At 35.7% G+C, this 13,071-nt stretch carries 12 protein-coding genes; 10 read left to right on the top strand and 2 right to left on the bottom strand.

Going from position 1 to position 13,071, the window contains the following annotated elements:
- The first annotated feature begins 6 nt into the window (after positions 1-6).
- The 7 genes from phnM to OCL94_RS00120 all read left to right on the top strand — a co-directional run bounded on the left by phnM (position 7) and on the right by OCL94_RS00120 (position 6,438).
- Positions 7-1,203: a phosphonate metabolism protein PhnM gene (gene phnM, locus OCL94_RS00090; RefSeq protein WP_262993291.1), complete on the top strand. Its 1,197-nt coding sequence runs from the start codon at positions 7-9 to the stop codon at positions 1,201-1,203.
- Entirely contained in the window at positions 1,190-1,888 is a 699-nt protein-coding gene (locus OCL94_RS00095) for a phosphonate C-P lyase system protein PhnL (RefSeq protein ID WP_262993293.1), read from the top strand. Before phnM ends, OCL94_RS00095 begins: the two co-directional genes overlap by 14 nt.
- The gene (locus tag OCL94_RS00100; RefSeq protein ID WP_262993295.1) at positions 1,881-2,690 is read left to right on the top strand and encodes a PHP domain-containing protein; all 810 of its coding nucleotides are present in this window, start codon (positions 1,881-1,883) and stop codon (positions 2,688-2,690) included. The genes OCL94_RS00095 and OCL94_RS00100 overlap by 8 nt, the downstream gene beginning before the upstream one ends.
- A 106-nt stretch (positions 2,691-2,796) precedes the next feature.
- Entirely contained in the window at positions 2,797-3,843 is a 1,047-nt protein-coding gene (locus OCL94_RS00105; protein ID WP_262993297.1) for a phosphate/phosphite/phosphonate ABC transporter substrate-binding protein, read from the top strand.
- Positions 3,844-3,911: 68 nt separating this feature from the next.
- Positions 3,912-4,790, top strand: a complete 879-nt coding sequence (gene phnC, locus OCL94_RS00110; protein ID WP_262993300.1) for a phosphonate ABC transporter ATP-binding protein — start codon at positions 3,912-3,914, stop codon at positions 4,788-4,790.
- 8 nt (positions 4,791-4,798) lie between these two features.
- Positions 4,799-5,605 carry a PhnE/PtxC family ABC transporter permease gene (locus OCL94_RS00115; protein ID WP_262993303.1) on the top strand — a complete coding sequence of 269 codons (807 nt, stop codon included), beginning with the start codon at positions 4,799-4,801 and terminating at the stop codon, positions 5,603-5,605.
- A complete protein-coding gene (locus tag OCL94_RS00120) occupies positions 5,605-6,438 on the top strand; it encodes a PhnE/PtxC family ABC transporter permease (RefSeq protein WP_262993304.1) in 834 nt (277 codons plus the stop codon). Before OCL94_RS00115 ends, OCL94_RS00120 begins: the two co-directional genes overlap by 1 nt.
- Before the next feature lie 202 nt (positions 6,439-6,640).
- Here OCL94_RS00120 and OCL94_RS00125 read toward each other — a convergent pair whose 3' ends face one another.
- Complete coding sequence (locus OCL94_RS00125) at positions 6,641-8,206, bottom strand: TcaA second domain-containing protein (protein ID WP_262993306.1); 1,566 nt, start codon at positions 8,204-8,206, stop codon at positions 6,641-6,643.
- A 51-nt stretch (positions 8,207-8,257) separates the two neighbouring features.
- On the bottom strand, positions 8,258-9,088 hold the full coding sequence (locus OCL94_RS00130; protein WP_262993307.1) for a zinc ribbon domain-containing protein: 831 nt from the start codon (positions 9,086-9,088) through the stop codon (positions 8,258-8,260).
- 232 nt (positions 9,089-9,320) lie between these two features.
- Between OCL94_RS00130 and OCL94_RS00135 the strand changes: the two genes are divergently transcribed.
- The 3 genes from OCL94_RS00135 to OCL94_RS00145 all read left to right on the top strand — a co-directional run bounded on the left by OCL94_RS00135 (position 9,321) and on the right by OCL94_RS00145 (position 13,069).
- Positions 9,321-9,845 carry an ImmA/IrrE family metallo-endopeptidase gene (locus OCL94_RS00135; RefSeq protein WP_262993308.1) on the top strand — a complete coding sequence of 175 codons (525 nt, stop codon included), beginning with the start codon at positions 9,321-9,323 and terminating at the stop codon, positions 9,843-9,845.
- Positions 9,846-9,934: 89 nt separating this feature from the next.
- On the top strand, positions 9,935-10,489 hold the full coding sequence (locus OCL94_RS00140; protein ID WP_262993311.1) for a hypothetical protein: 555 nt from the start codon (positions 9,935-9,937) through the stop codon (positions 10,487-10,489).
- Between the two features lie 252 nt (positions 10,490-10,741).
- Positions 10,742-13,069: a polymorphic toxin-type HINT domain-containing protein gene (locus tag OCL94_RS00145; RefSeq protein ID WP_262993312.1), complete on the top strand. Its 2,328-nt coding sequence runs from the start codon at positions 10,742-10,744 to the stop codon at positions 13,067-13,069.
- Positions 13,070-13,071 lie beyond the last annotated feature (2 nt).

A 13,071-nucleotide genomic window follows, 5' to 3' on the forward strand; every position in this document is an offset into this window, starting at 1 on the left:
ATGTAAATGTATATTATTACGAATGGGATTATTGTTGCAGAAGATACCTTATTACATGACCACGCACTTTATATAAAAGACAATAAGATTGAACAAGTGATTCCGGCATCAGACGTTGTCGCTAGTGATGACTATGAAATTATCGATGCAAACGGAGGGTATGTGGCACCAGGAATCATCGATATTCATGCGGATTATATTGAAGGGATTATCGCTCCCCGTCCGACAGCATTAATGGACTTTAATATTGGTATTCGTGAATCTGAGCGTATATTACTCAGTCATGGTATTACGACGATGTATCATTCGTTATCAATTTATAAACAGGATGCATTCGGTCATAAGCCGATTCGTCAGCCGCAAAATGTCGATAAATTAATCCGTGAAATTGATAACACATATTCAGAAAAGCATTTAATGCGCCATCGTATGCATGCACGTTTTGAAGTTGATTCGGTTGAACAGCTTGCGATGTTAGAAGAACATCTGTTAGCAGATAGAATTCATTTATTAAGCTTTATGGATCATACGCCGGGTCAAGGTCAATACCGTGATATTGAGAAATATCGACGCACTATAAAAGGGTATCAGGATTTAAACGATGATGAAATCGATGCGTTAATTACGGAATATCAATCACGCCCGCATATTACCTTTGACGATATGCAACGTTTAGCACAAATCGCGACAGATAAAGGCATTGCCATCGCGAGTCATGATGATGAATCTATTGAAAAGATTGATTTCGCCAAATCATTAGGCACGACAATTTCTGAGTTTCCGATTACGTTAGACGTTGCGAAAAAAGCGCGTCAGGAAGGATTACACACAGTCGCTGGTGCACCGAACGTTATGCTTGGTGGATCTCACTCAGGTAATTTATCAGCGGCAGAAGCCATCGGAGAAGATGCGATTACTGTGTTGTGTTCGGACTACTATCCGTCAGCGTTAGTGCATGCGGTCTTTAAATTGCACGAACAATACGGATATGATTTACACAAAATGTTCCAGCTCGTCACTTTAAATCCGGCCGAAGCGGTTAACATTGATCATCAGTTCGGTTCAATTAAACAAGGGAAAATTGCAGATATTATTATCATTGAACGACTGGAAGATCAATATCCGGTTGTTACTACCGCAATGATCGATGGTAAAATCGTCAATCAATATCATTACCGAGGTGCCCGTTATGCTCAGCGTTAATCATTTAAGCAAATCATTTCAAATTCACCATCTGAATAAACAAATTGCAGGTATTCACGATATTCATTTTCATGTTGAAGCGGGTAAGTTTCTTGGTATTATCGGTAAAAGTGGTAGTGGGAAGTCGACGATACTCAAATGTATTTACCGTACGTATACGCCGTCAGCAGGTGAAATTCTATTTGAATCTAAGGCGTTAGGAACTGTCGATTTAGCGACTTGTGATGAGCGTACAATGATGCATATTCGAAAACATGATATCGGTTATGTGTCACAATTTTTGCAAGTGATGCCGAGAACGAGTGTATTAGATATTGTCATCAATGCACAACTTGAAATGGGGATCGATTACGAAACTGCGAAGGCAGAAGCAATCAAGACGTTACATCATTTTGGTATTGATGAAACACTATTTGATAACTATCCGAACACGATGAGTGGCGGTGAGAAATTAAGACTTAATATTGCCAGAGCAGTCGTTAAAGCACCAACGCTTTTATTGTTAGATGAACCGACAGCATCGTTAGATCATGCGTCGAAATTAAAGGTGAGGGAAGCGATTGAACGATTGAAGGAGAACGGTACGACGTTAATCGGTATATTTCATGACCTGGAATTTATGGATGGATTATGTGATGAGGTGCTGGATATGGCGACGTTAAAAGGAGTGGCGGTTAATGATTGATCTACATGTGCATAGTCATATTTCAGACGGGAAAGATACGATTGAAGACATTTTGAAACAGGCAAGTCAGTTGGGCATTAAAGTGATGTCATTTGTCGACCATGATACGACGGAAACATATGCACTCGCATTGCCGACAGCGAAAGATTATAACATAACGCTTATTCCGGGCATTGAAATTTCAGCATATGACTTTAAGCGCAACCGTAAAGTGCATGTATTAGGTTACAACTATACGACAACAGAACATATTGATGCATTAACGAGACCGTTGTTAAAGCGACGTCATGCGCATTCAATGTGGCAGCTTGAGCAAATTAGACAAGCGGGCTATAGCGTGAATGAAACGTTAATACAACAACGCATAGAGCACTATCCGTTATATAAACAACATATTATGCAGGCGCTCATCAATGTACCTTATACACATCATGATTATCAAACACTGTACATGAAGCTGTTCAAAAACAACGGCGTCGCTGCAGAAGATATCAATTATGTTGACGTATATGATGCGATTCGAGCAATTAAACAAGACAATGGAAAAGTAGTTATTGCCCATCCAGGACAGTTGAATTCGTATGATTTAATTAATGACTTACTATCAGAAGACCGCAGTAGTATCGACGGTATTGAGACGTGGCACTACGATCATAATGAGAAAGATATTTATCGCTGCCATGAACTTGTGAAACATTTTGATTTAATTGAAACAGGTGGTTCAGATTATCACGGGACGTTTGGTGCAAGTTATCCGTTAGGTTTTTGTACGACGACATTAAGAAATTTTGAGCAGATATGAATTTATTTTATAGATTGTAAATCTTTACTTAATAGTTTGTAAAATGACTTTTTTACGTGTGTAAATATGATTTAATAAACGTATAACACGAAAGGAGCTTATATTTATGCGTAAAATTTTAGCATCACTTTTAGTTTTATTATTAACGGTTTCACTTGCAGCATGTGGCGATTCATCTAAAGGAGACAAGAAAGCTTCATCAACAGGTAGTGATAAGTTTGTTATTGTTTGGTACCCAAATGAATCTGGTAAAGATTTAAAGGGTGCACGTGATGCAATCGGTAAAATCTTCGAAAAAGCAACAGGTAAGAAAGTAGAACATAAATTAACGACTGATTATGCGATTGCGATTGAAACGATTGCAAATGGTAAAGCAAATGCAGCATTCATGGGAGCAGAAGGATACATACAAGCAAGAGATAAGAGTAAAAATGTTGAACCATTAGTAGTACCTAGTGGTCCATCAGGAACAAAAGACGATGCAAAGTATAACAGCTGGTTCGCAGTGACACCAGAAAATATGAGCAAATACGAAGAAAGTAAAGGGAAATACAGCTTAGATAAATTTGAAGGACAAAGAATGAGTTTCGTATCTCCATCTTCAACTTCTGGATTTAAAGTACCATCATCAATCTTAGTAAAACACTTTAAAGAAAAAGATAAATACAAAGACTTAAAAGACACAGATTTATCTGAAGGTGGCGGATTATTCAAAGAAGTATTATTTGGAGATTCACACCAAGGTTCAGCAGTTAACTTACTTGCAGGCCGTGCTGATATTGCAGCATTCTGTGATACATGTGTAGCGAACTATGTAGAATTAAAATCAGGTGACGATAACAAAGCAGGTGCTATTTACAAAGTGAAACAAGGTGCTGAAGCGCCGTTCACACAATATGCTGGTAAAGAATTTGGTTTATTATCATCTACACCAGTATTAAATGCACCATTCGTAGTGAATAAAGAAACAATGTCTGAAGATGAAATCAACAAGATTAAAAAAGAATTAATGAGCGATGCAATTGCAAATGACAAAACAATCTTCTTACCAGAGGATTCAAAAGAAGCTGGTTTATTTAAGAAAAAAGGTAAAGAAAGATTCGTTGAAGTAGATGACAAATGGTTCGATGAAATTAGAAATTTAGGGAAATAATATGAACTTATTAATAGTGGGATTGTGACGAAAGTCCTGACCCACTATTTTCTTTTAGGAGGCAAAGTATGACTACGAAATTGAGTAATGATACAGTGCAAAGTGCAACTAACGAAATGTATGTGTTTGATTTATCAGGGACAGATGACACTGTAGTAACGCAACCAGCTAAAACGTTTGGTGAGCAAATCTTATCGTTAAGTCATGTGTTCAAATCGTACAATAAACAAAAGATGATCTTAAAAGATATTAACTTTAATGTGAAACAAGGTGAATTTATTTCAATCATCGGACCAAGTGGTGCCGGGAAATCAACGTTACTACGAACAATTAATCGAATGATTGAAATTGATAAAGGGACGATACAATTTAACGATGTCGCGATTGAAAAGTTAAATAAAAAAGATTTAAGAGCGGCACGTGCGCAAATTGGTATGATCTTTCAACATTATAATCTTGTGAATCGTTTATCGGTATTTGAGAACGTATTACACGGTCGTTTCGGGCATAAGTCGACGTTTCAAGGTGTGTTTAATATATACACAGAAGCGGAAAAGCAAAATGCAGTAGATGTCATTAATCAACTTGGGATTGGTGAACATATTTATAAACGCTGTGATGAGCTTTCAGGTGGCCAGAAGCAACGTGTCGGTATTGCACGTGCATTAGTTCAGGAACCTAAATTAATATTATGTGACGAACCAATTGCATCTCTTGATCCAGGCGCATCTAAAGTGATTATGGATCACTTAAAACGTATTACTGAAGAGATGGGCATTACGTGTATTGTAAACTTACACCAGGTGGATGTGGCGAAGAAATACTCTGATCGCATTATCGGTCTGAATGCTGGTGAAATTGTGTATGACGGTGCACCAGACGGACTGGATAATCTAGTGATTCAACAAATTTATGGCACTGAAGCTGATGATTTAATTACGGAGTAGGTGATGGAATGAATCGTACAGGGCATTTAAATCAGTTGAATTATTTTAGAAAGAAAAATTTAAGGATTGCGTTATTAATAATTGTACTATTAGTCTTTACATATGGTGCGAGTATATTTAGTGAATATAATCATATTGCAGGATTTAAGACGATACCACTTGCAGCAGTGTGGATGGTTCAACATATGTTTTTTAGTGCTTCAACGTTAGAGCATTTACCGAAAGTACTGAAAGTATTATGGGAGACGATCATTTTATCAGTTATTGCGACGACAACTGCAAGTGTCTTTGCATGTTTATTTGCGATGCTTGGTTCAAAAGCGACACAAGTTCATCCTGTGCTTGCAGTGATTGCACGTATGATTGCTTCTGTATTTCGTAATATTCCAATTGTTGCATGGGCATTAGTATTAGTCATTAGCTTTGGTCAGAATGCTGTGACAGGTTATTTAGCGTTATTTTTTGCGACATTTGGATTTCTAGTGCGTGCGTTTATTGAAACGATTGATGAATCGAGTAAAGATACGGTTGAAGCATTGACGGCAACAGGGGCAACGTACTTTCAAATTGTAAGTAAAGCCGTGATTCCGGAAAGTTTACCACAAATGTTGAGCTGGATTCTGTTTATGATCGAAACGAATATTAGAAGTTCAACATTGATTGGGATCTTAACAGGGTCAGGGATTGGTTATTTATTTGATATGTACTATAAACGAATGGATTATGAAATGATTACATTGATTACGTTATCGATTGTCATTACGGTTATTGTGATTGAATTAATATCGAACGCATTAAGAAGGGAGATGTTATAATGTCGCAATTTGTTGAGAAGAACGGACAAGGAAAGATTAAGATTACGAAGCTGAACAGAAGAAATATATCGACGCGTGGTGCGGTCATATTTTTAACGTTGTTTACAATTGCCGGGTTTTTAATGCTGGATTATAAAGGTGTGAACTTTCAAACAGCGATACCCGCAACGATTGAGAATTTGAAACAAATGTTTTTATTACCAGCGTTGTCATCAACAACGTTTGGTGAGGCGTTTATACAGGTGATGAAGACGGTATCGTTAGCCTTTTTATCAACGGTATTAGGGGCAGTGATATCACTATTTCTAGCGTTAGGTGCGGCGAAGAATTTATCAAATCAATGGGTATCGAATGTCATTAAAGTGTTTATCGCGGTGATTCGTGCTGTACCGACAGTATTGTGGGTATTAATCTTTGCGATATCTGCAGGATTAGGATCGATTGCAGCTGTAATTGGTATGATGTTCCATAGTATTGCGTATTTAGTGAAGGCGTATTCTGAAGCGTTTGAAGAAGTGGATAACGATACGATAGAAGCGCTGAAAGCAAGTGGCGCGAACTGGTGGCATATCGTGTTCTCAGCTGTGATACCAAGTACGATGAGTTATTTAATTAGCTGGACGTTCCTGCGCTTTGAAATCAACTTTGGTGTAGCTGTTGCGATGGGTGCAGCAGCTGGAGCGGGTGGAATTGGTTACGAACTATTTATGGCAAGCGCGTTCTACTTCGATTTAAATGAAGTTGGGATGATTACGTATATGGTACTAATCGTAACGTTTATCCTTGAGTTTATTTCTACAAGATTGAAGAACGTTGGGATGATTAGAGGGTAGAAATTACTTTTAGATTTTAGTGATGCGGCTGTATTGGAAGTATACAGCCGTTTTCTTATTTTATTTCATAGCAAGCGTACTATCGCTTTTTTGAATGATGTGATTGTTCGTTTGCTCCAAAATTAATTTTTAGAGTTAAAAATCCACCTTCAATCAAGACAAGATTGAGGTGGATTTGTTATATAAAGATTACTCTATTTTATTACTTCGCCCAAGGGTCGCTTGCTTCTTCAGGCTTCTGGAAAATATACTTTAAGTCATCATTATCATCTAATACTGCGACGATAACATATGAATTACCACGTGTTCCATCAAAGAATAATGCAGTATCACCGCTCTTAATCGTTCCTTTATATTTATGATTACCATAGTTATCTTTAATTTCTTCAGTATCAATGGTAGAATAGCTATCTGGAACAATGGCAATCGTTTCTACTTTGTCTTCATTATTATACTTAATGCCGATATTACCATAAGCTTTAAACTTATCATCAGATGAATCAATATATTCCGATTCGCTTCCTAGTAAATCTTCAACTTCATCTTTAGACATACCTACTTTTACATCGTGATAGCCGGCAATATAGTTATGGAAGAAGTAATCGTTTATCCAATCTTCATCTAATAAATTTATTGTCGTTCTGTCAGACTGTTCTTCACGTTTCTTACTTTCTTTCTCATCTAAATCTTCTTTATATTTACTAATTAAATCTTCATCAAACGATAATTTCACAGTTTGATAACTGTCAGTAGGTTTTTCAACTTTTGTTTCAACTTCCTTCGTTGCAAAAGTTTTACCATCGATATCAGTTTCTGCTTTAACTTTTACTGTTTCACCGACTTTGAATGGTCCTACTTGGTCCACAAATTCACCTGATTCATTTTTTATCTTTTTGCCATTAACGATTAAATGCACTTTGCTTGAATCTATATCATACGTACCATCTAAAATAACACGCAAATACGCATAATCAAACTTTTCCATAACATTTAAACTATCACTCATTTTGACTAGTATTTTTCCTTTGAATGATTTATCGTTTACTTTTTTTGTAGCATCCATTTCATAATCACCAATTGGCATTGGTTCTAAATTTGTCACTTCATTTTGTTTAAGTTCAGCTTTTTTTGTTTTATCTTTATATTTGTATTCTAATTCGCTATTTTCCATTGCAATAAGTGATGGCTTTTCTGTTGGAACGTGGAATGAATACTTTTGAAAAAGGCCAAAGGCTTTGCCGTTCTTTGAAATATTTAATACTGTGTGTTCTCCTAAAGCTAGCGCGGTTTCCATACTATCATACTGTTCTAACTCTTTCGTTCTATCTTTAATTAAATTAGAGAATGATTGTGCGCCTTCTGTATTATTGATGTACTTTACATAAGCTTTTGCCTGATCCTCAGTCATCGGTTCGTCGTGACTCGTTAATAATTTAGCAAGTTTACTATAGTTTTTGTCTTTTACTGCACTTGCAATATTATCACCAACTTTTGTTGGTTGATAACTTGATTCAATCAACTTAAAGCAAATGAAGAGCAAGACAAGCGTAGCAAGGATACTACCAATAATAATTTTAGTTTTTTTACTCATTGGTTCTCGTGGTATTTTTGGCTCATTTTGAATAGGTTGTTGAACTGTATTTTGATTTGGAATAGTTGTAGTATTTGATTGAGATGCACTTGTATCTTGTACAATTTTTGTACCACATTTCGTACATACTTTTTGATTATTTTTTATTTCAGCACCGCAGTTTTTACAGTATTTCATATTTACCTCCACTGTTATTAATATTCGTTAAGGATAAAAATACGCATATGATTAGTTATTGAATAATCCATTTACTGCACTGTTGACAGATTGCGTAAATACACCTTGTAACATACCAATCATAGACTCTCCAAAGATTCTTAGCACGATTGCTAATATAATCATATAAATAATAACACCATAAAAACTTGCGATTTTTGGTTGTGTTAATTGAGAGTATTTACCGATTAAATAAATTGGTGAAATCGCTAATAACATGATACCTAATACTAGGACACCAGTACCAAACGATAATGTGTTGATCATAATTAAGAGAAATCCAACTAAGATGAAGATGAATGAAAAGACATTAATTAATACGAAATCTGATACAACTTTAGTGAATTTTAAAGCGGGATTAATCATTAACTTACTGATTGTAAATGTTGCACCAATAATTAAAGCGATGAAGACGAGAGCAGAAAGAATACATTTAAAGATAATGCTGGATTTTGAAATGCCGAACATCGCAATTTCACTTGGAATTTTAATCATTAATAATAATGCGATGATTAATAAACCAATACCGATTAAAGCGCCAGTTAATTTAATCGAAAAATGAACGCCATTCGTAAATGCTAAATCATGATTTTTGAATGCAGTTGCGAAAAATCCTTTACCTTCATTAACAAGTTCTTTAGATTGTTGATTCACTAGCTCTTTGTTAATGATAGCTTGTTGTGCTTTGTCATTTTGTGTCGTTTGTTGCTGTACCTCATCCGTGTTATTTACGATATTCACTCTTGGTGATACGGCTTCAACATTTGATTCTACTTTCGTACCACATTCGCCACAAAATAAATCACCCGGTTCTAATTTGTGATTACAGTTTTTACAATTCATTCTACTTCCTCCTGGTATATAACAATATTTTCATTACTCGGTAATTATATAATAAAAATCAGTAACAATCTATACTATAGGTGAAAATATCGCATAAATTCAACAAAAATAAATGATAAAGTAATAATATGTATTTTGCATTAAAACAATCATTAATATAGAATAAGATGGATATTTATATTACAATATGATTGTAATATAAATATATTTTTTTCAGCCTGGAGGTTTTGTGATGCAATATACATATTACGAATTATTTAATGATTTTGTACGTAGTTATTTTACTTCTATCGATTTAAAGACGTATGTTGTACCGCACCATCATCGTTATGATATTCAAATTGAATCGTTATGCAAGGCGAAGCAATTTAATATTGCATACGGCTCATCTCCAACTGAAAAGTTCGATCAGCTGACCTTTACGATTCGAATTAATGATGGATTAGACGATAAAGAGCAGCGATATGCTTTGGCGAAAAGATTAGGTTATTTTCTGACACGTCATATTACGCCTTCAATTATAAAGAAAGATAAGACGCAAGTCGGGATATTAAAGAAGAATCAGGAAATACTTGCGAATAAATTTGCGAAAGAAATATTAATGCCAAGAAACTTACTGCTTGTATTACTTTCGAAGTACGCGAAAGAGCAGGCAGATATGGAACGACAAGAGATATTTGAGCAATTATCCGATGATTTATGTGTGCCGTTGGAGATTGTGATGCAACGCATGGAAGAGGAACGTTTGCTGTATTAGTATAAACGTTTAATTAATACAATTTCATTCCCAGGTGAATATGATATGATAATATTAAGATGATTATTAGATAACCTGGAGGAAACATAATGAAGAAATTTATAGCGTTATTTGCAATATTGTCTGTGTTGTTATCAGGATGTTTCGGCGCAGAAGATAAGCAGGAGCAAGATACACTGAAAAAAGAAGTAGCAAAAAAAGATAATCATAAATCAGAAGATGCAAAGAAAAAAATAAAAGAAAACAAAATGAAAAAAGAAAAAAGCACGACGGAATCACCGACAACTGAGGCACCACAGACGGAAATGGCGACAACGGAAATGCCAACGACAGAGGTCCCATCAACAGAAGTGACAACGGAAGCACCGGTTCAAACGACTGAAGTTGCGACACAAGAAGGTCAAAATGGGCAACAATCACTTGTTGACTTCTGTAGAAATGTTCGTGGTGAAATTCCGGAAGGTTGTATAACACTTGCGATTGCTGAAGCGGGTAGACAGAAGGTAGAACTTGAACAACAAGCATCGGCAGAGTTTAATGCAGGAACGATTACACAAGAACAGTATAATCAAAAATTACAGGAAGCATCACAAGTGATGAATAATGCATGGTCTCAAGCGTATGGGACGACTTTAAATCAATAATTTATAACGATGCGACATGACTGATATATTACGTTTATCGGTCATGTCTTTTTTTATATTGATACAATATATTATATTTTTAACTAGAAATAATATTTCTAATACGTTATATATTTTAGTTGGAAAAATTTCGACTGCTTTTATATAATCAAATTATAATAATATTTCAGTTAATCCATATTGTAGAAAATAATTTTTAAGTAAATCATATGTTGCACAGTTTTATTAATCAAAATATAAGGAATGGTGATTTTGAAATCCATAGATTACTTATCGCACGATTATGATAATGAACGTCGGAAGATTCAAAGTATACTTGATGCAGTATCGGGTTCGGACTTTCAAAAAATTGATGACGCCATTCAAGAAATACAGGCGGCGATTAACGCATATGACGTCGATCGTGTATGTCATGTTGAAGCGAAAGAAATAGGTCCAACGGGTAAGAAAGTGATGGATTACTATCAATATGAAATGCTGGATTACGTATCACAAATCGATCATCGATTGAAAGAACGGGTGGATGATCCATTTACAACAAAGCTTGATCAAGTGATGGAAAGTATTTCAAATATAAATATCAATGTATTTCATATAAAGAAGAATGGTGTAGATACGCCTTCATTACACAGTTCATCTGCACATGTTGTTAAAGAGAAAGTGAAAAACGCTGAAAAAGAAGATGTGTATACATTAGAGGAATTGCTTAAATCTGATAAAAATATTCAGAAGATTATTGATCAAAATTATGCACAAATAAAAAAACAGAAAGAAAATAAAGATTTAAAGCGAACTGACTTTCAAAATATGGTGCTGAAAGGGCAAAGCTTTGATTATGAAAGTTATGAAGAGGAAGCGAAACGGCTTGAGGCCGAAAGGCAGGCGGAATTAAAGAGAGAAGCGCAGGAAAGTAAAGAATTCTGGTTTGAGATGAAAGCGACGGCGGGGATAATTGTGCTTTCTATTATCAACCCCCTTGCAGGTGCAGCGGCAGCTGCTGCATATTCAGCGTATTCTGTACATAATGCGGTGTCTGGAAGGAATCTGGTATCCGGTAGAAAGTTGTCTAATCTTGAGCGAGGGGTTGAAGCAGCGTCACTAATTCCTGTTCCGCCGGCGCTGAAAGGCGCAGGAAAGAAATTATTAATGAAGTCAATTGAGAAGACGGGGTTAAAGGCATCGACGAAAGTGATTACGAGTGGGATGACACGTCATCTCAAAATGCCTGAACATTTGATTACATTGAAATCCAATTTCGCAGAACGGTTAAATCAAGCGAGAATTCAAGGATTAGTCGATCAAATCAATGGACATACGGTGGTGAATCAATCCAGGGAATGGGTTTCAAAGTCAAATCAATTTGTTAAACAAGCGGTAGAGCATACGTTTGACAAAAGCTTTGGGTTAGATAGTTTCTTAAAACCTAAGATGACAGGTGATCATGTATTAAACCAAATCGTTAAAAATACAAACATACAACGTCTACCATCTGTATTGAGTCAGAAAGTAATTCCATACCGTGTAGTGAAAGATCGCGTGATGCTCGATATATCGCATGTTAAGAAATCAATCGCAAGACCAGTTGAACAGTTTAGGAAACAGCATGAAGCGGTGTTTAACCGATTTATCGATAATGTGAGTAGTGGGACGAAGCGTGCGTTTAACAACTTAGAGTACACAAAATTGGTCGGTGATTACTTACATGTGAAGCTGTTTAATAAACCGGTGTTTCGTTTAACACGAGAAGAATTAGGGATTATACTAAGAAGTAGAATGACAGATGTTAAAGCAAGATTATGCGAAATGAATCTGATTAAGAACTGTTTTGTGGCCGGGACTTTAGTGAAGACAAAACATGGGTTAAAGCCGATTGAAGTGATTCAGACGGGTGATGAAGTACTGTCACGATGCATGGAAACAGGATATGTAAGTTATAAGCCTGTTACGGAAGTATTTACTCATCAGACAGATGTCATTACTAAAGTTACGCTGTCTAATGGTGAAGTTATTGAATCGACACCGCACCATTTGTATTTCACAACAAACCGAGGGTTTATAGTAGCGGAAGAGTTATTGCATGGTGATACATTATTAACAGAACAACAATTAGTAGAAGTTAACAATGTAGAAACAAAAGATATTAATACTGATGTATATAACATTGAAGTAGAGGATTATCATACCTATTTCGTTGGACAAAACAGTGTGCTGGTGCATAATGATTGTACTGATGCGGAGATGAAGTTTGATTATGGTGCATTACTTCGCAGTTATATTGGTGATCCACCTGAGTGGATGATTAGACCACATGCACACCATATTATATACAAGCGTGGATTTGGTTTAGAACAAAGAAGGTTATCAAAAAGAGGACAGGAGATATTAAGACATTATGGAATAGATCCAATAAAAGGTCCTGAAAATCTTGTTTGGGCACCGAATATTAAAGGACTACATACTGCGGAAAACCTCAGGAAAATTGTAGAAGAATTGGATGTAGCACATAAAAATGGAACAACTAAAAAGGATATAACTAAGATATTGAAAAAATATGGTGAAATAGCTGGGAATTGGAGTTGAAA

It is taken from the genome of Macrococcus capreoli (genome assembly GCF_025628935.1).
GTDB classification, from domain to species: Bacteria; Bacillota; Bacilli; order Staphylococcales; family Staphylococcaceae; genus Macrococcoides; species Macrococcoides capreoli.